Raw genomic sequence first — 23,291 nt, 5'->3', positions numbered from 1 at the left:
TCTCCCTACGCCTCGATCATGGTGAACATGAAATCGGCCTCGCACACCGGACGGCCTGCGACCGAACCCGAGCCCTTGACCTTGATCGTCTCGCCCTTGATGCGGACCGTCTCCACCTCGAGGCGGAGCTGATCGCCCGGCGTTACACCGCCGCGCAGCTTGACCTTGTCCATGGACCAGAGGACGGCGAGCTTGCCGCTGAACTCCAGCTTCCGGAGCAGCAACATCCCGGCGAGCTGGGCCATCGCCTCCAGCTGAAGGACCCCCGGCATCAAGGGCATCTGCGGAAAGTGCCCCTGGAAGAACGGCTCGTTGATCGTCACGTTCTTGATCCCGACCGCGCGACTGAAGCCCTCGACCTCGATCACGCGATCGATCAGGAGGAACGGGTAGCGGTGCGGCAGCTGCTCCAGGATCCGGCGGATATCCATGCCGGAGTCGCGCTGCAAGAGGCCCGCGTTCTCCTTCTCCTTGACGATCGTGAGAAGCCTGCGCACGAGTTCGGCGTTCGTGGAGTGGCCGCTCCGCGTCGCGATCACGTGGGCCACGAGGTCCGAGCCGAGGAGCGACAGATCGCCGAGCAGGTCCAGCATCTTGTGCCGCACCGGTTCACCCTTCATGCGCAGCTTCGTGTCCGGGTCGCCGAGCACGACGGTGTTCTCACGGGTCGCTCCCTTGCCGAGGCCCATCGCCTGGAGCGCCTCCACCTCGGACGCGAGACAGAACGTCCGCGCGGGCGCGATCTCCTTGCGGAACGTCTCCGGCGTGATGTCGAACTGGTAGCTGCCGGAGTCCACGCCCGGCTCCTCGAAGGACGCCACGTACTGGAGCGTCAGGCAATCCTTGTCCGTCGGCAGCGCCACCAGGGTCGCGTTGCCGTCCCGCACGAAGATCGGCTCGTCGAGGCGCAGCACCTTGGCCTCCGCGCGCTGCTCGACGAGGCCGCCGCTCTCCAAAAGGTCCAGGAACGGCAGTGCGCTTCCGTCGATCCCCGGGAACTCCGAGCCCGTCATCTCGACGCGCAGGTTGTCGACGCCCAGGGCCTTCGCCGCCGCGAGGAAGTGCTCGACCGTTTCGACCTCGACGTCCCCGCGGATCAGCCGCGTGCGCCGGTCCTTGGGCGACTGATGCTCGATCGAAGCGGGCACGGACGGCGCGTCCTCGATGTCCGTGCGAACGAACTCGATCCCGTGATTGGGCGGCGAGGGCGTGATGCGCACGCGCGTCTCCTCACCCGAGTGCAGACCGATCCCGCGCGTTTCCACCGGCGTCCGCAGGGTGTGCTGTCTACGACTCATGCTTTCGAATCTCCCGATGGGGCCTGGAGGGCGATGAGCCCTTCCAGCTGGGAGCGTAGCTCCTTGATCTCTTTCTTCAGAGCGCGAACGTCCTTGCCCGCTTTCTCGGCGCTGACGAGGCTGCGCATCTTCTCGCGCCGCGGGCCCGCGGGGTAGCCGAACATCTCGGCGCCCGGCTCGACGTCCGCGATGATCCCTGCGCCGCCCATGACGATCGCGCCGTCACCGACGTGCACGTGCCCGGTGATGCCGGCCTGGCCCGCGATGATGACGTTCTTGCCGATGGTCGAAGAGCCCGCGATCCCGGCGAGCGCCAGGAGCAGCGTGTTCTCGGCGACCTGGACGTTGTGGCCGACGTGCACGAGGTTGTCCACCTTACAGCCGCGACCGATCCGCGTGGACCCGAAGCGCGCGCAGTCGATCGTCGTGTTCGCGCCGATCTCGCAGTCGTCCTCGATGACGGCGTTGCCCACCTGGGGCGTCTTCTGCCAGAGCGGCTTTTCGGGGAGCCCGGCGGGCACGGGGTGGAAGCCGAAGCCGTCGGCGCCGATGACGGCGCCAGCGTGGAGGATGCAGCGAGCGCCGACCTCGCAGAAGGGATACAGAACGACGTTCGGGTGCAGGACCGACCCTTCTCCGACGCGGGCGTGGGCCGAGACGATGACGCCGGGATGGAGCACGGCGCCGTCGGCGACCGAAGCGCCCGGACCGATGCAAACGTGGGCCGCGATCCGCGCCCCGGGGTGGACGCTGGCGGACTCGTCGATGCTCGCCAGCGGCGAAACCCCGGACCGAAGCTCGGGGATCTCCGGCGCGAACGCGAGGATCACGCGCGTGAAGGCCGCCTCGGGATTCTCGACGCGCAGCAGCACGAGCCCCTCGCGCTCGACCTTCTGGCCGGGCGCCACGAGCACCGCGCTGGCATGGGTCGTCCCGAGCTGAGCGGCATACTTCTCCTGGGACAGGAAGGAAATCTCGCCCGCCGTCGCATCGCGCAAACCCGCGGGCCCCGTGATGACGAGATCACCGCGACCCTCGACCGTCGCTCCGCAGAGCTCTGCGAGCTCCGCGACCGTTTTCTGCCCCCCAATCGTGCTCATGATTCGTTCCTGTAGCCGTGGAGCGTGACGGCGCAAGACCCGTAAGTCAAACCTGCGCTGCCTCGGAACGTTCGTTTGGGGGACCCACGTCCCCCGGAGGCCCCTTCCGTTCCTATCGCAGCGAAAGGCTGAAGGCGAAGACCTGGCGCTCGTCGCCCGGGCCGCTCTCGATGGGCCAACCGAAGCTGAAGGTGACCGGGAAGGGTTCGATCAGGCCCAGCGCGAAGCCCGCCGTCGCACGGCGGTTGCCGAAGTCCAGCTCGTAGGCGCTCGGGTCGAGGATGCCCGCGTCCACGAAGAACGAGCCGCGGAAGACCTCCCGTCTGGACGACGTGCCGGGCACGGTTTGCGCGTAGATCGGGAAGCGGTACTCCATCGTCGAGCGCAGGTACGTCTCCCCACCGAGCGGGTACTGCCCCTCGTAGGGACCCCAGCCCCGGAAGCGGAAACCGCGGCCGAAGCGCGCGCCACCGAAGAAGAAGCGCTCGCCGTAGTTGACGGAGCCCTTGTTGCCGTCGACCGGGACCGCGAGGCCCGCCCCGAGGTTGAGGTAGATCCCGGGGGCCGCCTCGGTGGTGTCCTCGGCGAAGTGAAAGTAGCGGTCGTAGGACGCCTCGGACTTCCAGAGGTTGTTGTCGCTGCCGAGCGCCTCGCCGTAGAGCTCGTTGGTCCAGCGCGCGGTCCAGCCGCTACGCGGCAGCCGGTTGTTGTCGAGCCTGTTGGCGCTGATCGACCCGGTGATACCCATGAACTGTTCGCGCCCCTGGGAGCTGACGAGGGTCCGTGGCAGAGCATCATTCGGATCGAAGTCTCCGATGTCGAGTTCCTGCCAGCGCAGGCCCGCGCTGAGCTGGACGTCTCCCTGGCCGAGGGCCCGGGTGACGGCGAATCGTGCGAAGGTGCGGCGCTCGTCGTTGCTTCGGAAGATCCGGTCCCGCTGCTGGATCTCGCTCACGAACCCGATCGGGTCGAAGTAGCGGCTGAAGATGTCCGGGTGCTGGTAGAAGAGTCGCCAGTAGCTGACCTGGGAGCCCGGCGAGACATCGACGCCGAAGGTTTCTCCGTCGCCGTTGAACGCTTCCTTGCGATAGATCTCGCCGAAGACGCCTGGCCAGCTGCGCGGGAACTTCTGGGCGTCGAAGTTGCTGATCTGCACCGATACGATGCCGACGAGGCCCTGGTCACTCGCGACGCCGCCCGAGAGGTTCGCGTTGATCGTGCGGCCCTCCTTGACGGTGATGAACGCGTCCACCTGGTCCGGGGCGCCCTCGACGGTCCGGTAGCTGAGCTGTGGGGGCGGGTGCTGGCCGCGGCCGTACGGGTCGTCGAAATAGCCCGACCCGCGGACGCGGCGCATGCCGTCCTGCATCTTGACGGTGTCCACGAGCTCCCCGGCGAACTGGGCGAAGTTCTTGCGGATCACGTGATCCTTGGTGTTCTCGTTGCCCGCGATCTCCAGGAAGCGCAGGTAGAACGGACGACCCTGCTGGATCACGTAGGTGATCGCGACGGTCTTTTTCTCGTAGTCCCACACCTGATCGGGCACGAGGAAGCGCCATCCGGCATTGCCGCTCCGTTCCTCGAAGCTCGACGACGGGATATGCCCTTCTTCGCCGTAGCGATCGAGGAGCTTGCGCTGGTCGACCTGGACACGCACCTGCTCGAGGGGCTCGCCGACCCTGAGGGCGAGGAGTTCCTTCAGCTCCTCCTCGGGGATCGTCAGCTCGACGCTGCGCTCCTGGCGTTCGGTCTGACCCGGGAAGATCTCGACCTCCTCGAACTCGACGGCGCGGATGTGGATCGACTCGACGGTGTACTGCTCCCCTTCGTCGATCACGTATTTGACGTACACGCCGCTACGGTCGGGGGTGAAGGAGATCTCGGCGTCGACGACGACATCCACGAAGCCGCGCTCGCGGTAGACGCGGGCCAACGCGATGCGGTCGGCCTCCATCACCTCCTCGTCGAAGCGGTGGCCCCACCAGGCGAAGATGCCGCGTCCCTTCGTGCCGACGCCGGCGAGCTTCTTGAGGGTCTTCTTCCAGAGGAGGATGCCCTCGTCCTGGATCGACTCGTTGCCCTCGATGGTCACGCCCTTCACGTAAACCTTCGGTCCCTCGACGATCTCGAAGATCATCTCGCGTCGGCGCACACCGTCACCGCCGAGGACATGGCCGACCTCGACGAAGTGATAGCCCTGGCGCTTGTAGGCGCGGCGAATGCGGTCTTCGATGCGCTCGGCCTCGTCGATCCGAACTTCGACGCGATCATCGAGGAGCGCCCACTCGCGCAGCTGATCGACATCGAAGTGGACGTTGCCGATGAACTGAGGGTCGAGGTCGACGGGCGTTTCGATGAGGTTCAGATGCACGATCACCCCGTCCTCGACCTCCTCGAAACCGTAGCCGTTCGCCGCGATCAGGATGAAGAAGTCCGTCCAGAGCCGCTTCTGGGCCGCGTCGATGGAAACCGGAATGGGCTGACCGACCTTGAGCCCCAGGCGCCCGGCGATCTTGATCGGATCGTGGGCCGTCAGGCCCCGGACGTCGATCCCCCTGATGATCGGTCGATCGTCGAACGCGTCCTCGAACGGCTGCTCGGTGGAGAGGGCCTGCTCAGCGGCGCTGATGTCGGTCCTTTGCTGCCCGAGGGAATTCGCCGGGAGGAGCCCGAAGATCAGAGCACAAGCGGCGGTGATGGCGGGTCGCAAGGGAGGTGGGCGGAGGTCTCGAAAGGGCAGCGTTCGGGAAGACGGCAGGCCCGTAGGCTGGCTGGACGGGTCCGGAAGACTAGCGAGGAAGCGCCTTCGTTTCACGGATCAGAGCGAGCTTGTTGCCAGGAGCGCCCGGCCATGGACTCCTGCCTGACGCCGTCTTCCAGGGGACGATCCACCGAAAACCCCTTCAGGGTCCCGTGAGGGCCGACGATAGCCCCAGGGACCGTTCCCATCGCCGCTCGAGGAAGCTCATCCGGCGCTCCCCTCCCCCGGGGAATCCGCCGCCCTTTCCCGCTTGCCCAACCCGGCGGGTCCATCGCCATGCCCATCCCCCCAGCCTGCCCCCTCATCCTCCTGGCTGCGAACGCCCTGATGACGCCTGCCGCGGGGAGCGCAGCGAACGTCTGGCAGCAGTCCGATCCGGACACTCTGCGAATCAGGGAGGCGCCGGACATTTCGGATGTATTCCCCGCGCCCGCGGAAGACGCCCATGCTGCGGAGGTCGCCGCGACCGACAGAGAGGCCACGGGGCCCGAAACGCTCCTGGAGGCGGTGATACACGGCCGGTCCTGGGTGGACTTCCGCTATCGCTATGAGGGCGCAGACTACCTGGTCTTCCCCAGGCGTTCGTGGGCCTCCACGCTCCGAACCGCCGTCGGGCACGAGACCCAGAGCTTCCACGGCTTCCGCGCCCTCGGCGAGATCGAGGCGATCGCGCCGATCCTGAACCCGTCGTACAACGACACCGTGAACGGCAACGTCGACCGCGCTCCCATCCCCGACCCGGAGGGACTCGAGATCCACCAGCTCTACGTGGCCTACGACGGCCACGAGGACCTCGACGCCCGCCTCGGGCGCCAGGAGATCGCGCTCGGCAACCAGCGCTTCGTCGGCATCGACCCCTGGCGCCAGAACCACCAGAGCTTCGACGCGCTGCGTCTTTCGTACCAGGTCGACGAGACCCTCACCCTGGACTACTCGTTCGCCTTCGGCGTGAACCGCGTCGTCGGCAACGATAGCCCGTTTGGCCGCGAGGACATGGCCGGGCACTTCCTCGACGTACGCAAGACCCAGAAGGGCGTCGGGAACTTCGCGGGCTACGCCTACCTGACCGACTACGACGAACTCGATCTCCTCTCGACGAATACGTTCGGCGGCCGGTTCGATCGGGTGATCCAGGGTGACGAGCTCGGCGGCAAGGACGCCTTCTGGAACCGCGCCGACTGGGGCGTCGCCTTGGAGTACGCGCACCAGACCGACGCAGGCGACAACCCGACGGACATCAGCGCCGACTACCTGCTGATCGAGGGTTCGGCCGACTTCTCCGGCTTCCGCCTCACGCTCGCCTCCGAAACGCTGGGGGGCAGCGGCGACCCGAACGACAGCTTCAGCACGCCCCTCGCGTCCCTGCACTGGTTCAATGGCTACGCCGACCAGTTCCAGGGAACGCCGGACGCCGGGCTCGTCGACCGCCGCCTCGGCTTCGACACGGACGTGCGCCTCAGCCGGCTGCCGTTCCCTCTCCACCTGGAGGTGACCTACCACTGGTTCGACTCCGATGCAGGCAGCACGACCTACGGTCGAGAACTCGACCTCGACGTCCAGGCCGTCATCACCGATCAGTTCTCCGCCGGCATGCGCTACGCGGACTTCAACGGCCAGGGCGGCTTCGAGTACGCGAACCGCTTCATGGCGTGGATCTCGTACCGACTCCTGTAGCGGCCGAGCGCAGAGCTACTGGAAGACGGCGCTCGCGGCGCCCGTGAAGTTCGAGACCGGCCCGCTCGCGCTGCTATCGCGGTGCCACGCCTGGAAGAACCACGTCTGGCCCGCCGTCACGGAGACGAAGCCCGTCGGCGTGGGCTGGCGCGTCAGGTCGATCTGTAGCTGAAAGCACGTCGACGTCCCCGAGGATCGGATCTGGTCGAGGGCCGAGAAGCGCCCGATGGCGCCGCCGAGGCACAGGTTGCCGACGCTTCCCGCAGGACCCACGACGAGGCCTGGCGCGAGGCTGGTCAGGAAGAAGCCCGCGACGTTGAGCGGAAGGTCCACCGCGGACAATCGCACGCGGTTACCAGCAACCGCTCGGTCCCCAGCGACGAACAGCTGCCCGGGGAGTCCGCTGCTGTTGGGGACGCCCACACAGGTCTGGGTGGAGAACACGCCTGGATCGCCGGGCTGTGCGTCGAAGCTCAGCTGCTGGGCGTAGATATCGCCGCCGTCCACGCGACCGTCGCTCCAGGCGACGAGGACGCCTTCGAGCGCGCCAGCCGTGACCGCCATGCGCGCCTTGCCGCTGGGCGTCGACGCGACGTCGAAGCGCGGGATCGCGGCGGCGCCAGAGACATCCACACGGGCCCCGAAGATCTGATCCGCGCCGAAGGAAGGCGCCTCCTTCCAGACCACGAGGGCGTCGCCCCGGGGCGGAATCGACGACACGCGGGCGAAGTCGGCGTCGGCCGTCCCGAGCGGCACGAGCGCGACGCCGGCATCGGACCAGAGCCGCTGTCCGTTGAAGCTGATGCGCTGGACGGAGATGCCGCTCTGGGACTGGTTGCTGCTCTGCTCCTTCCAGCCGACGATCACGCCGCTTCCGAAGTCGTCGAAGGCCGCCGACGGATTGACCCGGACGCGGCCCGGGGCGGTCGCCACCGGAACGCCCCCATGGGGCCAGAGCTCGATCCCGTCGCTGCGGACGCGCTGGACGAAGCACTGCAGCGTCGGACTGGAGGAGTACCAGCTGAAGAGCGAGTCGCCGGTGGCGTTCACCGAGAAGCTCGGGAACGAGCCGATCTGGAGCGAGCCGCCGTCGAAGATGGGGATGGGCGTCGGGCCCCAGAGGGTCGTACCGTCGGGGGCGACGCGCTGGGCGACGAGGTGGCGCGGAGCGGTAAACCCGCCGGTCTGAAGCACCATCGATACCACGGCGCTCTGCCCGAACGTCTGCATCTCGGCGACCAGGTAGGAGCCGGCGGGCGGCGTCCAGGTCAGGTCCACGGTCGCGGGTGCCCCGGCCGGGTCCAGCGTCCGCACGCGCGCGCTGGAGTTCTCCGTCCAGCCCACGAACGTGAAGAAGAGGCCGCTCGTGATCTTCGGCGAGGCCACGAATCCGGGGGAGCTGGTGAGGGTGACTCCGTTCGGCCCGTAGACGGGCGTGCCGTCCGGCCGAAACCGCGCCGCCGTGACCTCGACCCCTCCGCTCCGGTCATCCCTGAAGGCGAGCAGCGCATCGCCGTTGAAGGCGACGTCGAGACCGTAGTCCTGCGTGGAAGAGAAGCTGCGATCCGCGACCAGGATCCCCCCCGCCGGGAAAGCCGCCACTCCGTCGACATCGAAGCGCTGGAGCCTGACGTCCCACCCACTGGCGATCCCGTCGAACCAGCTCATCCAGTAGCCGCCGTCCTTGGTCGCGACGACCTTGACCTGGTTCTGATCCGATGCCGCGTCAGCAACGATCTGATTGGCGGCCGTGTCCGTGCTCCACTGGGCCTGGGCCATCGGCGCGACCGCCGTCGCGAAGAGGCTGGAAACGAGGAGGGCGCGGCTGTGAAAGACGTTCATGGGAAACTGGCGTGGGAAGTGACCGAGGGAGGGGCGGCTCGAAGTTCTGAGGCTACAGCCCCGTGATCGGCTCCGCCATGGACGCTTCTCGGTTCGAGAATCGCAGCATGGCGCCCTGGAACTGCAGGCTCACGTCCCCGGTCGCTCCGTTTCGGTGCTTGACGATGATCGCCTCGGCCTTGCCCTTGTTCTCGTCCGTCGGGGCGTAGTACTCCTCGCGGAAGAGCATCATCACCACGTCGGCGTCCTGCTCGATCGAGCCCGATTCACGGAGGTCGGAGAGCTGGGGACGCTTGTTCTCGCGCGACTCCACGCTACGGCTGAGCTGGGCGAGGGTCAGGAGCGGCACTTCCAGCTCACGGCTGATCTCCTTCAGCGACCGCGAGATCACCGAGATCTCCTGCTGGCGGCTCTCCGCCTTCGCGGACAGGAGCTGGAGGTAGTCGATCACGATCATGTCGAGGCCATGCTCGGCCTTGAGGCGGCGCGCGCGGCTGCGCAGCGCCATGATCGACAGGCCCGGCGTGTCGTCGATGAAGAGGCGCGCGTTCTTCAGCACACCCGCGGCCTCCACGAGGTCCGCGTACTCGCGATCGTGCAGGTGGCCAGAGCGCAGGCGGTGCGCCTCGACGCCGGCGCGCGCGACCAGCATCCGCTGGACGATGGAGGCGCGACCCATCTCCAGGCTGAAGAAGAGGACCGACGGCGCGTAGCCGAGGCAGTCCGCCTGGTGCGTCGCCGCGTGGTCCATGATGTTCAGCACGAACGCGGTCTTGCCCATGGCGGGGCGCGCCGCGATCACGGTCATCTCGCCGGGGTTGAAGCCGCCGAGCATGTCGTCGAGTTCGTAGAAGCCGCTCGGGATCCCCGTGAACTCACCGCGGTCGCGCTGGGCCTCGATGCTGTGGAAGACCTCGTCGAGGATCGAGCTGACGCCCGTCGCGCCGCGCGCCTCGCCCTGGGAAGCGATCGCGAAGATCGCGGCCTCCGACTCGTCGATCAGCTCCTGGACCTCGTCCGCGTCCGGCGCGGTCTCGAACGCGCGCTCGATGATGCCGTTCGACGCCTCGATCAAACCGCGGAGCTTCGCCGTCTCCGAGATCAGCGCCGCGTGGTGCTTGACGTGCGCCGACGTGCTGACCGACGACGTGATCTCCGCGAGGTACGTTACCCCGCCGATCTCCCCCAGCGTGTTCATGGCCCGCAGCGTCGCGATCAGGTGCACGCCGTCGACCACCTGGCCGCGCTCGTCCAGCTGGATCATGCACTCGAAGATCGTGCGGTTCCGGCGGTCGTAGAAGTCCGGCGGCTTGCAGATCTCGGTCACCTCCACGAGGCGATCGGGGGTGAGCAGCAGCGCGCCCAGCACGCACTTCTCCGCCTGCAGGTCGTGGGGCGTGACGCGACCGCCGGCCTGGTGGCCGCGCTCGCGCAGGCTGAGCGCCTTGCCCTTCTTGCCGCGGCCGTTTCGCTGGCCGCCGAATCCGGTCTGCTGCTGGTTTCCCTGGCGCGCGTCGCGGGCCTGCTGGGCGTCGCCCGCTTGCTCGAAGCCCGCGAACGCTTCCGCCATCGACCCTTCGAGAGCGGAGGCTGGCGGCACGATCTGAGCGCTCGAACGAAGCTCGACGGCCGCGAGGGCGGGTTCACTCTCGATCGCGCCCCAGCTGGGGAGCGCCTCGCCGCCGAACTCCTCGTCGTCCTCCGCCGACGGGCTGTAGTCATCCACGTTCGGTTCCCACTCGTCGGAGGAGGCGTGGCCGGCCTCTCCCGATGCGTCGTCGCTTCCCTGCGCCGGAACCGGAGCAGACGCCGCACGGGGGGGATCCAGGACGTCCTCTTCCTCGTCCTGCTCCGCTTCCTCGGCCTCGTCACCAAAAGCGCCATAGATCGGCGCTGTCGGCGGAGGCAGGTCGTCGTTCGACCACTGGGCCGCGTTGAAACCGCTGCCGGTGAAGGCGCTGATGTGGTCGTCGAAGTCCGACGTATCGTCGTCCTCCTCGTCGTGACCGTCTTCACCCATCGAGTTCACGTCCCCCATCGAGCTCCCTGCCGCGCGCGGCTCGTCGTCATCGTCTTCGTTCTTCATCGTCCCCCCCTCCAGGGTCGCCGTTCCGCTCGAGCTTAACGCGAGAGGGCCTGCTGCGGTCTCCCGAGCAGGCCCTCTTCTGTGCAGAGTCGTCGACTGGCGATCAGTCGCGGTCGTGGCCGCCTTCGGCCTCCGCTTCCGCTTCGGCCGCCATCTCGGCGGCCTCGAGCGCGGCCTCTTCGGCCTTCGTACGCCCCTCGGCGATCACGTTCAGCTGAACCGTGCCGTAGTCGTCGTCGCGCACGTGCACCTTGATCTGGTGCTCGCCCACGGTCTTGATCGGCGCGTCGAGGCGCACGTCCTTCTCGGTGAAGGTCGCGCCCTGCTCGGCGGCCAGCTCGACGATTCTCGCCGCGTTGACCGAGCCGTAGAGGTTGCCGTTCGGATCGGACTTCATCGTGACATTGAGCTCGATCTCTTCGAGCTTCTCGACGAGGGCTGCGACCTCGGCGAGGCGCAGCTTCTCGGCCTCGCGCACCTTGGCGGCGCGACGGGCGATCTGGCGCTTGGCGTCTTCGGTGGCCATGACACCCAGCTTCTGCGGGAACAGGTAGTTCCGCGCGTAGCCGGGCTTGACCTTCACCACGTCTCCGACGAGACCGAGGTGCTTGACGCTTTGCTGCAGTAGGACTTCGACGTCTTTCATAGTGCTGTGCTCCTTTTGAGAATCAGCCCACGAAGGGCAGGAGTCCGACGTGCCGGGCACGCTTGATGGCCGTCTTGAGCTGCTTCTGGCACTGGTTGCAGAAGCCGGTCCTACGGCGTGAGAGGATCTGGCCCTGGGGGGTCAGGAACTTCTCGAGGTATTCGATGTTCTTGTAGTCGATGACGGGGTCATCGCAGTTCTTGGAACCGATGGTGGTGCGAATTCGACGCTTCATGATGTGTGTTCTTTCTTCGTCCTCGAATCAGCGGCCGTTGTCCATGGCGCCTGCTTCCGCAGGAACGTCCATGTCGAGATCGTCGTCGTCGTCCTCTTCCACCTCGTCCGGCGCCTCGAGGGCGTCGTCTTCCGGCGGTTCCGGCACCGTGTACTCGGTGCCATCTTCTTCGGCAGCGAGCTTCTTCTCGTCCTCGGAGACCTCGTCGACGCAGACGATGAGCGAACGGAGCACGCGCTCGTTCAGCTCGAAGTCACGACGGAAGCCCGGGATCTTGTCCCCGGCCATCTCGAAGTACGCGAGGTAGTAGGTCGCACGGTTCTTGCGGTTGATCGGGTACGCGAGGCGCTTCTCGTCCCACCGGCGGCAGCTGTGGATCGTGCCGTCGTACTTCGTGATCGTGTCGGTCACGATCGACTTCGCTTTTTTCCAGTCCGCACGCACGACGTCGTTGTCGAGCAGGACCATGGTTTCATAGATCTGGGTCAATGTGGATGTCTCCTGAAGATTGTTTCGACGTGGTGCGAGTACACCTAGTTCCAGCGGCTGTGGAACCGCGTCATGACGTCTGCGAACGTCTCTCCGTCGAGCCAGGCCTCGAGGGACTCGACTGCTTCCGCGATCGTGATCTCGAGGTCCTCGCGTTCGGCGGGGGAGAACGGACTCAGCACATGGCGCGCCGCGTCGGTGCCCGCTCGCCCGATCCCCACGCGAAGGCGCGGGAAGTCTCGGGTCTGCAGGCGGTCCATGATGGATCGCATTCCGTTCTGGCCACCGTGTCCGCCATGGGGGCGGAGACGGAGCCGACCGGGCTCCAGGTCCATATCGTCGTAGACGACGAGGATCGAAGCCGGATCCGGTTCGAAGTCAGGCAGAGCCGAAGGGCCAGAGTCGATCTCTCCTTCCGCCGGTAGCGCAGCGGGCCGAACGTCCAGAAAGGAGCGCCTGGCCAGCCAGCGTGCGATTGGAGCGACGATGTCACCCGAACGATTCATGTAGGTCCCGGGCTTCAACAGGAACGAGGCGGAGGCCGGTCGGCCTGCCTCGAGAGCGTCGGCGTTCGCCGGTGCTTCTCCCCATTCGAAACCACGGGGCCCGTCCCAGCCTTCGAGCCGAGAGGGTCCGCGAAAGAGCACTCCCCGTTTCTCAGCCAGGCGGTCGAGCACGTGGAATCCGACGTTGTGCCGGGTCCATTCGTACTCCTTGCCGGGGTTGCCGAGACCGACGATCAATCGTGCGGGAGACTGAGCCTTGGAGGAATCCATCGGGTCAATCCAGAGCAGCGAAGACAGGGATCTCGTCTCGAAGAAGCGGAAAGGAAACCGCGACGCGAGCCCTGGGGCCCGCTTCGCGGTGTAAGAGCCTAATGCCATGGGCCGTCCGGGGAAACCCCGGAGGCGCGGAGCAGAAGGGAATTCGGTCCAGAAATCCGTGTCCGGATCAGGCGTCTTCGCCCTCGCCCTCACCCTTTTCTTCACCGTCGGACTGGGGTCCGGAGCGAAGTTCGGTGATGACGGCGAGGTCGTGCTCGGGATCGATCACGAGTTCGACGCCGTCAGGCAGCTTGACGTCCTTGGCCTTGACGTGGGTGCCCGGCTCCAGACCGTCCACGTTGACGATGATCGCATCCGGGATGACCGAGGGAAGGCAGAGGATCGTCACCTCGTTCAGGTCGTGCGTCAGCACGCCGACCGGAGTGCCGCGGAACTTGAGCGGGACCTCGGACTCGGTCTTCTCACCGCGCACGACGCGCTTGAACTCCACGTGCTGCAGGGTGTCCCCGAAGGAGTCCCACTGGAGCTCACCGACGATGGCGGCCTCGGACTTGCCGTCGAACTCGAGGTCGAAGAGGTGCACGTGGTTCCGGCGAAGCGCGTGGAAGGAGGCCTCGTCGAAGTGCAGGTTCACGTGCTCGTCCTTGTCGTGGGCCTGGAGCGAGGCGACCATGCGGCCGTAGGCGCGGAGTCGGCGGGCGCTGCGCGAGCCGAGGGTCTTGCGCACTTCGCAGGAGAGTTTTCCGTCAGTCATGTCTGGTGTCCTGGGTGGTTCGGGCGCTGCCAGATCGGCAGCTCACAGGGATTGGAGCGGAGGAGGGTACAGGCCCCCACCCCGGCCCGCAATCACGAACTACTCGAACAGGGAGCTGACCGACTTCGAATGGTGGATGCTCTGGATCGTCTGGGCGATCAGCGGGGCCACGCTGCAGACCTTCAGCTTCTTGGGGCTCGGCTGCTTCGGCGGAATCGAGTCCGTGACCAGGATGGCGTCCACGGGGGCCGCATCGAGGCGCTCGACCGCCGGACCGCAGAAAACGGCGTGGCTGACGGCGATCACGATCGCCTTGGCGCCCTGGGCTTTCAGGGTCGACGCCGCCTGGGTGATCGAGCCCCCCGTCGAGATCAGGTCGTCGACGATCACGCAGTTCCGCCCCCTCACGTCCCCGATGACGTGCTCGATAGTCGTCTCGGTGCCCGAGATCCGGCGCTTGTCCACGATCGCTAGATCCGCATTGAGACGCTTGGCATAGGCGCGGGCCATCTTGGTCCCCCCCACGTCCGGAGTCACGACGACCGGATCCTCGATTCCCATGGCGATCACCTCGTCGAGGAGCACCGGCCGGGCGTAGAGGTGGTCGACGGGGATGTCGAAGAAGCCCTGGATCTGGGCGGCGTGCATGTCGAGGGTCACGACCCGGTCCGCGCCGCTGGTGACGAGGGTGTTGGCCACGACCTTGGCGCTGATCGGCACCCGGCCCTCGTCCTTGCGATCTTTTCGCGCGTAGCCGTAGTAGGGCATCACCGCCGTGATCCGCCCCGCGCTGGCGCGGCGCAGCGTATCGAGCAGGAGCAGCAGCTCGATCCAGGCCTCGTTCACCGGCGGGCAGGTCGGCTGGAGGACGAAGACGTCCCGGCCGCGGATGTCCTCGTCCAGCTTGATATCCACCTCGCCGTCGGAGAAGCGCGCCACGCGGGCCTCCGCGAGGGGCTGTCCGAGTTCGGCGGAGATCGCCTTGGCGAGGGCGGGGTGGGCCGTGCCTGCGATGAGGGTGATGTCGCCGTATCCGTATGCGCTGGTCACGAAAGAGGGTGCCGCGGCGTCCGCGGACGATTCAGGTGGGGGGAGCGGGAGGGGGGGGACCCGAGCTTACGCGAGGGGCTCGCGGGGGGGGAATCGGCGTCTACTTCCTGGGGAGCTTCCGGGCAGGAAGGCCGACCCACGTCTCGTCTTCGGCCATTTCGGCCGAACGCGTCAGCACGGCGCCGGCTCCGGTCGTGGCTCCTTTCGGCACCACGTTCGGGGCCACGATGATCGTCCCGCTGCCGACGAACGCGCCGTCGCCGACGACGCTCTTGTGCTTGTGGGTGCCGTCGTAGTTGGCGAAGATCGTCCCCGCGCCGATGTTCGCACCCGCCCCGATCTCGGCGTCGCCGAGGTACGAGAGATGCTTGGCCTTGGACCCTTCCCCGAGACGCGACTTCTTCATTTCGGTGAAGTTGCCGACCTCGGCACGGTTCTCCAGCACCGCCCCGACCCGCAGGTGGCTGAACGGGCCCACTTCGCAGTCTTCTCCGATGACCACGCCGCCTCGGATCACGGTGCAGGGCAGGATTTCGGTGCCGGTACCGATCGTGACGCCGTGGTCGATGAAGGTCGTGGACGGGTCCATGATGCGGACGCCGTTCGCCATGTGCTGCTCGAGGATGCGAAGCTGGATCTGCCAGCGGACGTCGGCGAGCTGGGCGAGATCGTTGACGCCCTGGGCCTCGGCGGCGTCCTCCAGGACCACCGGGATGACCCGGCGACCATCGGCGGCGGCCATGCCCGCGAGGTCCGTGATGTAGTACTCCTTCTGGGCGTTGTCGTTCTTGAGGCGGCCCAGGTCGCGGTCCAGGTGCTGGCGCGCGAAGCAGTAGACGCCGAGGTTGATCTCGTTGAGCATCTGTTCGGCCTCGCTGGCGTCCTTCTGCTCGACGATGCGCTCGAAGAGATCGTCCTCGCCGCGGACGACGCGGCCGTAGCCGAAGGGGTCGTCGACGAGGGCGGTCAGGAGCGACACGGAATCGGCGGCATCGTCCTCGCTGAAGCCGTTCTGGGCCTCGATGAGGGCCTCCAGGCTCTCCGTGGTGAGGAGCGGCATGTCACCGTAGGTGACGACGACGCGCTCGCAGTCCCCGATCGCCGGAGCGGCGACCTGGAGGGCGTGCCCGGTGCCGAGCTGGGGCTCCTGGAGCACGAACTGCAGGTCCATGTCCGGCATTTCGGCGCGGGCGTTGGCCTCGACGTCAGCGGCGCGGTGTCCCACCACGACGACGATCCGGTCGGGTTTCACGCCCGCGCAGGCGTCCAGCACCCAGCCGAGCATCGAGCGTCCGCAGAGTTCGTGCAGCACCTTGGGTCGCTCGCTCTTCATCCGGGTGCCCTTGCCCGCTGCCAGGATCACGACGGTCGTTCCGCTACTCATGCTGTTCAGGGTGCGCCGGCAGGGCGCCTTCCGTGGAATTCGGTGGGGAAGCCGCACGAGCGGCGGCTTTCGGGCGGCGACCCTATCCGGGGCTGGAAATGGGCGTCAAGGAATGCGCCAGAGGAACCTCGCGCGACTTGAAGAAAGGTACAGGGAGAGTGGCCTGGGGCAACGCCGCGAGGGTCGGGCCCCGCCGGATCGTGAAGGCCGTGCGAGGGGTGCGCCGTGGGCGACGGGTCGCTACTGTCTTCGGCTCCATGAGTCTCTTTCAGTTCAAGCGTCGTCTCTCGCTTCTCATCGGCTGGGCCGCGGACCGCCGCATCCCGGGCGCCCTCCGGTCGCCTGTCTACAGGACCTACGCCCGACTCACCGGCGCCGAGCTGGCAGACATGCGGGGGCATCTGAGGGACCACGGCAGCCTGGGAGCCTTCTTCGTCCGCCGACTGAAGGACGGCGTCCGGGTGATCGATGCTGACCCGGGGCGGATGCCCTCCCCCGTCGATTCGATGGTCCAGGCCATGTCTCCAGTTCACGAGGGCGCCGTCATCGAGGCGAAGGGGCGGAACTACCCGGTGCGCGATCTGCTGGCGGGCGTCGGAGAGGAGATCGACCTGGAGGGTGGCCACCAGTTCACTCTTTACCTCGGTCCCAAGGACTACCACCGGATCCACAGCCCGCTCGATGCCACCCTCTTCGAGTCGAAGCACGTGGCGGGGGATCGCTTCAGCGTGCAGCCCAAGGTGCTGGCCAAGAGGCGTGTGCTCCCCATCAACGAGCGCGTGGTCCTGAGGTTGGAGTCCGAGCACGGGCCGTTCTTCATGGTCCTGGTCGGGGCCATCGTCGTCGGCCGGATCCGGGTCGTCGGCCTGGAGCCCTTCCATGTGGGTCAGGTGACCCCCCCCAGGTTCTTCGCCCGCGGCGAGGAACTCGGCCGTTTCGAGATGGGGTCCACGGTCGTGCTCGTGACCCCACCGGGGTTCCTGAAGCCGCTGGACGGCGTTCAGGAGGGTGACTCGATCAAGCTCGGTCAGGCGATCGCCACCCTCGGATAGCCCCGTCGCCATGGAACCGATCGAATTCGCCGACCTGATCCGTCTCACGGCCGCGATCGTGCTCCACGACGTGGAGGCGCTGCGCGAGTTCGCAAGGCGCTTTGGCCGGCTGGGCCATGCCGACGTTTTCCATGAGACGGCGATGCAGTGCCACCTCTTCTGCGGCTTCCCCAGAACCCTGTCGGCTCTGGACGTGCTCAGCGATGCCGGGATGAAGCTGAAGGACCCGGGCTTCGACGATCCCGCCGAGGGCGCTGGGGCCCGGCTCTTCGACAGCATCTATGGGGACGGTGCAGGGCGAGTCCGCGATCACCTGGCGGGGCTCTCCCCCACTTTCGCGACCTGGATCGCGGAGCACGCCTACGGGCGGGTGCTCTCCCGTCCCGGACTCCATCCGGCGGAGCGTGAGTGCCTGGCGGTGGTCGCCCTGGCGGCGACCGGGCACGATCGCCAGCTCGCCAGTCACGTGCGGGGGGCAATTCGGTGTGGTGCCCGGCCGGAAGACGTGATGGGTGTGATCGATCAGCTGCAGGGGCTCATTCCGGCCGATCGCGCCGAGAGAGCTCGGGCGGTGGCCCTGCGCTTTTCCCGGGAGTGAGTGTGGGTTGGGTTGGGGCACGGGCCCGGCTCGGCGCCCGCAGGGCGCCGAGCGGCCCGCGCGAGGCTCGCCCTCGCGGCCCGTGCGGCGAGCACGCCCGCCCGGCGAGGGCGCCTGTCCGGCGAGGACGCCCGTCCGGCGAGGACGCCTGCGCGGCGAGCGCCACGCGATGCAATCGCTATTTCGCCGTCAGGCGAAATGCCAGAGATACTGCGCGCTGTCACAACGATCGGACGGCTCGGCATTTCGCTGCCACAACGCTCGCGCGGCCCGGCTCCACTTGCATTGGCAGCAGACCCGACCGCTGACCGCCGACCCTGCAGGTCTCCCGCCACAGGTCTCCCGACACAGACTGCCTGCCGTTCGCGCGAAGCGCCGAACGCGTGGGCTGAGACTTCCCGGTAGCGGCTGGCGGGCTGTCCGCTAGAGCGCTCGCCCGTCAGGGCGAGCTGGGCGGGTCTGAGGTCTGAGGTCTGAGGTCTGAGGTCTGAGGTCTTGCGGGCCAGTCCGACATCTGCCCAGCTCGCCCATGCGGGCGAGCGCTCCAGCGGACAGCCCACAAGCCGTCACCGGGAAGCCTCAGCCCACGCGTTCGACGCTTCGCGCGAACGGCAGGCAGTCTGTGTCGGGAGACCTGCGCCGGGAGACCTGCTGGGTCGGCGGTCGGCGGTCGGCGGGCAGTCTGCCGCCAATCCATCGAATGCCGAACCGGACGATCGATGTAACAACGGACCACCCTTGCCGTCCCCTGCGTCCGCCAGGACGCCCGGGCCCACCTCGGCGCCCGCAGGGCGCTGAGTGGCCCGCGCGAGGCTCGCCCTCGCGGCCCGTGCGGCGAGCACGCCCGTCCGGCGAGGACGCCTGCCCGGCGAGGGCGCCCGTCCGGCGAGGACGCCTGCGCGGCGAGCGCCACGCGGTGTAACCGCTATTTCCTCGTTAGAGGAAATGCCAGAGATACTGCGCGCTGTCACAACGATCGGACGGCTCGGCATTTCGCTGCAACAACGCTCGCGCGGCCCGGCTCCACTTGCATTGGCAGCAGACCCGACCGCTGACCGCCGACCGCCACAGGTCTCCCGCCGCAGGTCTTCCGACACAGACTGCCTGCCGTTCGCGCGAAGCGCCGAACGCGTGGGCTGAGGCTTCCCGGCAGCGGCTGGCGGGCTGTCCGCTAGAGCGCTCGCCCGTCAGGGCGAGCTGGGCGGGTCTGAGGTCTGAGACCTGAGACCTGAGACCCGAGACCCGACACCTGCAGCAGGCGAGTCCGACATCTATTCAGCTCGCCCATGCGGGCGAGCGCTCTAGCGGACAGCCCGCCAGCCGCTACCGGGAAGCCTCAGCCCACGCGTTCGACGCTTCGCGCCAACGGCAGGCAGTCGATGTCGGGAAGTCCGTGTCGGGAGATCGGCAGGGGCATCGGCCAGCGGGCAAGCCACAAGCCGTCAGCGGGAAGCCTCAGCCCACGCGTTCGGCGCTTCGCGCGAACGGCAGGTAGTCGATATCGGGAAGTCGGCGGCGGGCGGGACTGCTGCCAAGGCAAGTGAAGCCGGGCCGTCCTATCGCCGTGACAGCGCGCAGTATCTCTGGCATTTCGCCTGACGGCGAAATAGCGATTGCATCGCGTGGCGCTCGCCGCGCAGGCGTCCTCGCCGGACGGGCGCCCTCGCCGGGCGGGCGTGCTCGCCGCACGGGCCGCGAGGGCGAGCCTCGCGCGGGCCGCTCGGCGCCCTGCGGGCGCCGAGGTGGGCCCGGGCGTCCTGGCGGACGCAGAGGGCCCAGGGGCTCAAGGGGCGCAAGGGCAAAAGGGGACGGCACTCAGTGCTCCCGATCTCCCCTCAACTCAACACCCCCCACCGCCATGGGCCGAAGGGACCGAATTCGGACGAAGGAATCAGGCCGATCGGGTTCTGTCAGGAACCGATTGAACTGCAGTGACTCGCCGTTCACGTCCAGCTTGTCCAGGGCGCCAGGGGAGATCTCGATCGTCAGATGGAACAGCTGACCTTCCACGAGAGGGGGACACGGACGGACCTCGAATCCCTCATGCTTGCCACGACCGCGGCGCCGAACGAACTCGTAGAGGTCATGCAGGTTGCCACCACCGAACCAGATCTTGTTGCGGGCGATGAGGGCGTGATAGCCGCGGAGCGAGACGCCCACGATGTGGCCGTCAGGACGCTCGTTGCCAGGCAGCAGGTCCACATCCAGACGGATGCGGCGATCGATATCGAGGGGCGCTCCCAGCGGTAGCGAAGGGCCCACGTCCTGGGCGAAGTGCGTGACCTCGGACAACGCACTGATGAGTTCCATGCCGTCGGCTTCGAGCCTCCAGCGCTTGAGGTTCCAGCCGTTGGCGCGGTCGTCTCCTGCGGGGACCGGGAATCTCAACCGATCACCACCGATCTGGGAATCGATGGCCATTCTCCAGACGAGGTGAACGTCGCGGGCGTTCACCGCCTGATTCGGCGTGCCGAAGAACTCCAGGAACGGCTCGGCGGCCCGCTCACGCCTCGCTGCGTCCACGCCATCGGAGGAGAGCGCCGAGGTACCGCCCGGGCCGCTCCTCGCATCCGCCGGCCTGGGCCTCGGCGCCGTTCGCCCCGCGCCCTCGGGAGCTTCCGCTCCTTCGTCTCGCGTCGGCCCCTCAGCGCGCGTGCCCACCGCGGCGCGACGAGCGCGGCGCTCGAGGTCCGCCGCGAGGCCTTCGTCCGCCGGGTAGTCCTCCAGCCGGAGGAGCGCGTGGGCCCGACCGTGACGCCCCTCGGCACGGAGGAACGCCGCCGCCGCCAGCGCGTCGCCGGGCTGAAGCTCCGCCGCCCCCACCGCACGCGTCCCGCGCACGCCGAGCCCTGCGAACTCGAGAAGGTCCTCCGTCTCCAGGAGCTTCGTCAACCTCGACGAACCGAGCGCGGTTCCGTCGACGCCGGCCCCGCGCAGGAGGATCAGGATCCGGCCATCCGTGCCAAACTCCGGCACGAAGACAAAACCGAGCCGCAGGACCTCTCCGGCGCGCGCGTCGATCCTTCCAAGGCGCGGGATCTGACCGAACGTGAGCTCGCGCCGATCCCCGCTCGCCGCCTCCACACCCGCGGCCGCGCGCTGCAGGACGTCGCCCAGGATCTCCATCTCGCGAAGCCGCAGATCGAGCAGATCGAACGTGGAACGTCGCCAGCCTTCCTCGCGCGCCGCCAGGTACAGCGCCCGCGCGGCCCCATAGTCACGCGCTTCCAGAAGCGGCAGGGCGCTCGCGTCGAGCTGCTCGACGCCGAGCTCCGCCAGGCTCTCCTGGGCGCGCTTCTCGGCGTAGGCCAGGTCATCACGCGCCTTCACGATCTCATCGCCGTAGGAGCGCGCGAACTCCTCGGGCAGCTGCTCGAGGTCCAGGTTTTCGCTCGCGTGCTTCGCTTCCACCGCGGCGTCGAACTGGTCGACGACCGACTCGTCGCCCCGGAGGGTGGACTCCTCGATCTCCTCCCTCAGCCTGCCAGCCTGGAACTGCACGAACTGGCGGACATCGCTCAGCGCCTGACCCACGCGATACTTGATCTGCGACTCCGCCGACCGGACCTGACCCTCGATCACCCGCACGAGACGACGACGCTCCTCCGACGTGAGCCCCGAAAGATCGAAGGCTGCGAGGCGCGCTCCGTCCACGCCCCTGTGCGCTCCGCCGCCCCCCTGCCCCTCGCCGCCTGCGTGCGTGGACGTTCCCAGCTCGGCCGCACGCGTCAACCACACCTCCGGATCGTCCGGATTGAGCCACTCGATCGCGTCACGCCATCGGTTCACACCCAGGGCCTTGTCGAGCTCGGCGTTGGCGAGCATGCCGTAGCGCGTGATCAGCCCCTGCTCCGCCGTCCGAAGCGCTTCGATACGCTCACTCGCGACCCGCTGCTGCGTGGCAGCGCGCCAGTCGAGGGCGCGGCGCTGCGAGCTGCCCTTGGGCAGCTCCGCCAGCGTGCCGTAGCCCGTCGCGGCTCGCAGCCGCGACGAAAACGAGTCGTCGCTGATCGTCGCCGCCAGCTGGAAGTCCCTGGCCTCCAGCGCTTCGTCGACCGCGCGATCCGTCGACTCCATGAACGAGCGAAGGCGCTCGTCGAGCACCGCTCGAACGTCCACGACGAGCTTGTTGCGGAGGTACTGCGCGCTCTCGGGCAGGTCGAGCAGCGCGGGCGTGTCGAGTTCCTCCAGGGCATCGGCGGGGGTCAAGGCGCCGCTGTCGAATCCGTTCCGGACCGCCTCGAGCGCGGGCCAGTCGCTGAGCGTGGCCATTCTCTCGATGACCACCGGCGCGACCTGCTCCTCCCAGGGGCGCGCGGTCAGGAGCCAGGTCCCGCCGATCGCCGTGAAGAGGCCCGCGACGAGCAGGGCGGGCACCACCCAGTCCTGACGGCGCGAGGCGTAGGAGTCGAGCTGGCTCGCGCTGACGTCGACGCGCCGGCGTTCACGCAGGAGCTCGATATCGGCCACGAGCTCCCACGGCTCCTGATAGCGCTGGCTCGGATCACGCGTGAGGCACTTGCGCAGGACTAGGGAGAAACCCTTCGAGAGGCTCGGCGCGAACTCGCGCGGATCGATGATGGGCTCGTAGAGCACGCGGCTCAGGATCTCGGCGACGCCGCCCGACTCGGGCTCGTCCGAGTGGAACGGCGGATGCCCGCAGATCGCGTGGTACATCGTGGCCCCGAGGGACCAGAGGTCGCTGCGAATATCCGCCTGGCTGGGATCGCGGGCCTGCTCCGGACTCACGTAGTGCGGCGTCCCCAGCGTGGTGCCCGTCCTCGTGATCGAGGGATCGTTCTCGCTCATCGCGAGCCCGAGGTCGACGAGTCGCGCGCGGCCTCGCTGGTCGATCAGGATGTTCGCCGGCTTGATGTCCCGGTGGACGACGCCCACCTCGTGGGCGTGCTGAAGCGCGTCGCATAGCGGACTGAAAAGACGCAGGCACTCGCGCTCCGACAGCGAGCGACGCTCGGCAATCCGCCGGCTCATGGGCACGCCCTCGACCAGCTCCATTGCGTACCACCAGAGGCCACCCACGCTGCCCATGTCGATGGCCGAGATGATGCTGGGATGCGCGAGCTTCGCCGCGAGCCGCGCCTCACGCTTCAGCCGCTTGACGGCGCGAGGATTCGCGATCAGCTCGGAGTGCAGGACCTTGAGCGCGACCGCTCGGTCCACCGCCGTCTGCCTGGCCCGATAGACGACGCCCGTCGCTCCGCGCCCGATCAGGCCCTCGATGCGGAAGCCGGGAATCACCGGAAAGTCCGGGTCCAGCGCGGCGCTTTCGGAGGGGTCCAGGTGGATCGCAGCGGGCCGTCCTTCTGGCTCCACGTCCTGCTCCGGCGAGGCCTCTCGCGAAATGTCGGGGCGAGCCTGGAGGCCTTCGCCGCTGAAGAAGGCCTCGATCTCGAACGGATTCAGTTCGACGATAGGTTCATCCTCATCGATCGAGGATTCGGCCGATGGTGCCTCCGGTGGAAGCGGCCGTTCGCCTTCCTGCGAGTCCTCGGGAGCGGGAGTCTCCATCGAACCAG

General features: G+C 67.8%; 16 protein-coding genes. 3 read left to right on the top strand and 13 right to left on the bottom strand.

Going from position 1 to position 23,291, the window contains the following annotated elements; all coding sequences use genetic code 11:
* Positions 1 to 5: 5 nt before the first annotated feature.
* From lpxC to Poly30_RS10400, 3 genes are all read right to left on the bottom strand, one after another.
* Positions 6 to 1,298 carry a UDP-3-O-acyl-N-acetylglucosamine deacetylase gene (gene lpxC, locus Poly30_RS10410; protein ID WP_145196965.1) on the bottom strand — a complete coding sequence of 431 codons (1,293 nt, stop codon included), beginning with the start codon at positions 1,296 to 1,298 and terminating at the stop codon, positions 6 to 8.
* The gene (gene lpxD / locus Poly30_RS10405; RefSeq protein WP_145196963.1) at positions 1,295 to 2,398 is read right to left on the bottom strand and encodes a UDP-3-O-(3-hydroxymyristoyl)glucosamine N-acyltransferase; all 1,104 of its coding nucleotides are present in this window, start codon (positions 2,396 to 2,398) and stop codon (positions 1,295 to 1,297) included. Before lpxD ends, lpxC begins: the two co-directional genes overlap by 4 nt.
* A gap of 112 nt (positions 2,399 to 2,510) precedes the next feature.
* A complete protein-coding gene (locus tag Poly30_RS10400; protein WP_145196961.1) occupies positions 2,511 to 5,108 on the bottom strand; it encodes a BamA/OMP85 family outer membrane protein in 2,598 nt (865 codons plus the stop codon).
* Between the two features lie 327 nt (positions 5,109 to 5,435).
* Here Poly30_RS10400 and Poly30_RS10395 point away from each other — a divergent pair, with 327 nt between their 5' ends.
* Positions 5,436 to 6,833: an alginate export family protein gene (locus Poly30_RS10395; protein WP_145196959.1), complete on the top strand. Its 1,398-nt coding sequence runs from the start codon at positions 5,436 to 5,438 to the stop codon at positions 6,831 to 6,833.
* Between the two features lie 15 nt (positions 6,834 to 6,848).
* Here the strand turns inward: Poly30_RS10395 and Poly30_RS10390 are convergent, their stop codons facing one another.
* The 9 genes from Poly30_RS10390 to Poly30_RS10350 form a co-directional block, all read right to left on the bottom strand.
* Positions 6,849 to 8,675, bottom strand: coding sequence for a hypothetical protein (locus tag Poly30_RS10390; protein ID WP_145196957.1), 1,827 nt, complete (start codon positions 8,673 to 8,675; stop codon positions 6,849 to 6,851).
* Positions 8,676 to 8,727: 52 nt separating this feature from the next.
* Entirely contained in the window at positions 8,728 to 10,761 is a 2,034-nt protein-coding gene (dnaB, locus tag Poly30_RS10385; protein ID WP_145196955.1) for a replicative DNA helicase, read from the bottom strand.
* A 103-nt stretch (positions 10,762 to 10,864) separates the two neighbouring features.
* Positions 10,865 to 11,407: a 50S ribosomal protein L9 gene (gene rplI / locus Poly30_RS10380; RefSeq protein ID WP_145196953.1), complete on the bottom strand. Its 543-nt coding sequence runs from the start codon at positions 11,405 to 11,407 to the stop codon at positions 10,865 to 10,867.
* Between the two features lie 22 nt (positions 11,408 to 11,429).
* Positions 11,430 to 11,642 carry a 30S ribosomal protein S18 gene (gene rpsR, locus Poly30_RS10375; RefSeq protein WP_145196951.1) on the bottom strand — a complete coding sequence of 71 codons (213 nt, stop codon included), beginning with the start codon at positions 11,640 to 11,642 and terminating at the stop codon, positions 11,430 to 11,432.
* A 27-nt stretch (positions 11,643 to 11,669) separates the two neighbouring features.
* A complete protein-coding gene (rpsF, locus tag Poly30_RS10370) occupies positions 11,670 to 12,110 on the bottom strand; it encodes a 30S ribosomal protein S6 (RefSeq protein ID WP_145196949.1) in 441 nt (146 codons plus the stop codon).
* 65 nt (positions 12,111 to 12,175) lie between these two features.
* A complete protein-coding gene (locus tag Poly30_RS10365; RefSeq protein WP_145196947.1) occupies positions 12,176 to 12,907 on the bottom strand; it encodes an aminoacyl-tRNA hydrolase in 732 nt (243 codons plus the stop codon).
* Positions 12,908 to 13,082: 175 nt separating this feature from the next.
* Positions 13,083 to 13,670 carry a 50S ribosomal protein L25 gene (locus Poly30_RS10360; protein WP_145196945.1) on the bottom strand — a complete coding sequence of 196 codons (588 nt, stop codon included), beginning with the start codon at positions 13,668 to 13,670 and terminating at the stop codon, positions 13,083 to 13,085.
* Between the two features lie 99 nt (positions 13,671 to 13,769).
* Positions 13,770 to 14,720, bottom strand: coding sequence for a ribose-phosphate diphosphokinase (locus Poly30_RS10355; RefSeq protein WP_145196943.1), 951 nt, complete (start codon positions 14,718 to 14,720; stop codon positions 13,770 to 13,772).
* Positions 14,721 to 14,820: 100 nt separating this feature from the next.
* Positions 14,821 to 16,104, bottom strand: a complete 1,284-nt coding sequence (locus tag Poly30_RS10350) for a bifunctional UDP-N-acetylglucosamine diphosphorylase/glucosamine-1-phosphate N-acetyltransferase GlmU (protein ID WP_145196941.1) — start codon at positions 16,102 to 16,104, stop codon at positions 14,821 to 14,823.
* 257 nt (positions 16,105 to 16,361) lie between these two features.
* On the opposite strand from Poly30_RS10350, the gene asd reads away from it, so the two are divergent.
* Both asd and Poly30_RS10340 read left to right on the top strand, forming a co-directional pair.
* Positions 16,362 to 17,156: an archaetidylserine decarboxylase gene (gene asd / locus Poly30_RS10345; RefSeq protein ID WP_419191221.1), complete on the top strand. Its 795-nt coding sequence runs from the start codon at positions 16,362 to 16,364 to the stop codon at positions 17,154 to 17,156.
* 10 nt (positions 17,157 to 17,166) lie between these two features.
* Positions 17,167 to 17,754, top strand: a complete 588-nt coding sequence (locus tag Poly30_RS10340) for a carboxymuconolactone decarboxylase family protein (RefSeq protein WP_145196937.1) — start codon at positions 17,167 to 17,169, stop codon at positions 17,752 to 17,754.
* A gap of 1,815 nt (positions 17,755 to 19,569) precedes the next feature.
* Here Poly30_RS10340 and Poly30_RS10335 read toward each other — a convergent pair.
* The gene (locus Poly30_RS10335) at positions 19,570 to 23,283 is read right to left on the bottom strand and encodes a serine/threonine-protein kinase (RefSeq protein ID WP_145196935.1); all 3,714 of its coding nucleotides are present in this window, start codon (positions 23,281 to 23,283) and stop codon (positions 19,570 to 19,572) included.
* Between the last annotated feature and the right edge of the window lie 8 nt (positions 23,284 to 23,291).

Source organism: Saltatorellus ferox, from assembly GCA_007751475.1.
GTDB lineage: Bacteria > Planctomycetota > UBA1135 > UBA1135.
This window is presented reverse-complemented; position numbering and strand designations above follow the sequence as displayed.

Bases quoted from the DNA above. Each gene is read 5' to 3' on its own strand.
- lpxC (WP_145196965.1), bottom strand. From the start codon at position 1,298: ATGAGTCGTAGACAGCACACCCTGCGGACGCCGGTGGAAACGCGCGGG.
- lpxD (WP_145196963.1), bottom strand. From the start codon at position 2,398: ATGAGCACGATTGGGGGGCAGAAAACGGTCGCGGAGCTCGCAGAGCTC.
- Poly30_RS10395 (WP_145196959.1), top strand. From the start codon at position 5,436: ATGCCCATCCCCCCAGCCTGCCCCCTCATCCTCCTGGCTGCGAACGCC.
- Poly30_RS10390 (WP_145196957.1), bottom strand. From the start codon at position 8,675: ATGAACGTCTTTCACAGCCGCGCCCTCCTCGTTTCCAGCCTCTTCGCG.
- dnaB (WP_145196955.1), bottom strand. From the start codon at position 10,761: ATGAAGAACGAAGACGATGACGACGAGCCGCGCGCGGCAGGGAGCTCG.
- rplI (WP_145196953.1), bottom strand. From the start codon at position 11,407: ATGAAAGACGTCGAAGTCCTACTGCAGCAAAGCGTCAAGCACCTCGGT.
- rpsR (WP_145196951.1), bottom strand. From the start codon at position 11,642: ATGAAGCGTCGAATTCGCACCACCATCGGTTCCAAGAACTGCGATGAC.
- rpsF (WP_145196949.1), bottom strand. From the start codon at position 12,110: ATGGTCCTGCTCGACAACGACGTCGTGCGTGCGGACTGGAAAAAAGCG.
- Poly30_RS10365 (WP_145196947.1), bottom strand. From the start codon at position 12,907: ATGGATTCCTCCAAGGCTCAGTCTCCCGCACGATTGATCGTCGGTCTC.
- Poly30_RS10360 (WP_145196945.1), bottom strand. From the start codon at position 13,670: ATGACTGACGGAAAACTCTCCTGCGAAGTGCGCAAGACCCTCGGCTCG.
- Poly30_RS10350 (WP_145196941.1), bottom strand. From the start codon at position 16,104: ATGAGTAGCGGAACGACCGTCGTGATCCTGGCAGCGGGCAAGGGCACC.
- asd (WP_419191221.1), top strand. From the start codon at position 16,362: ATGAGTCTCTTTCAGTTCAAGCGTCGTCTCTCGCTTCTCATCGGCTGG.
- Poly30_RS10340 (WP_145196937.1), top strand. From the start codon at position 17,167: ATGGAACCGATCGAATTCGCCGACCTGATCCGTCTCACGGCCGCGATC.
- Poly30_RS10335 (WP_145196935.1), bottom strand. From the start codon at position 23,283: ATGGAGACTCCCGCTCCCGAGGACTCGCAGGAAGGCGAACGGCCGCTT.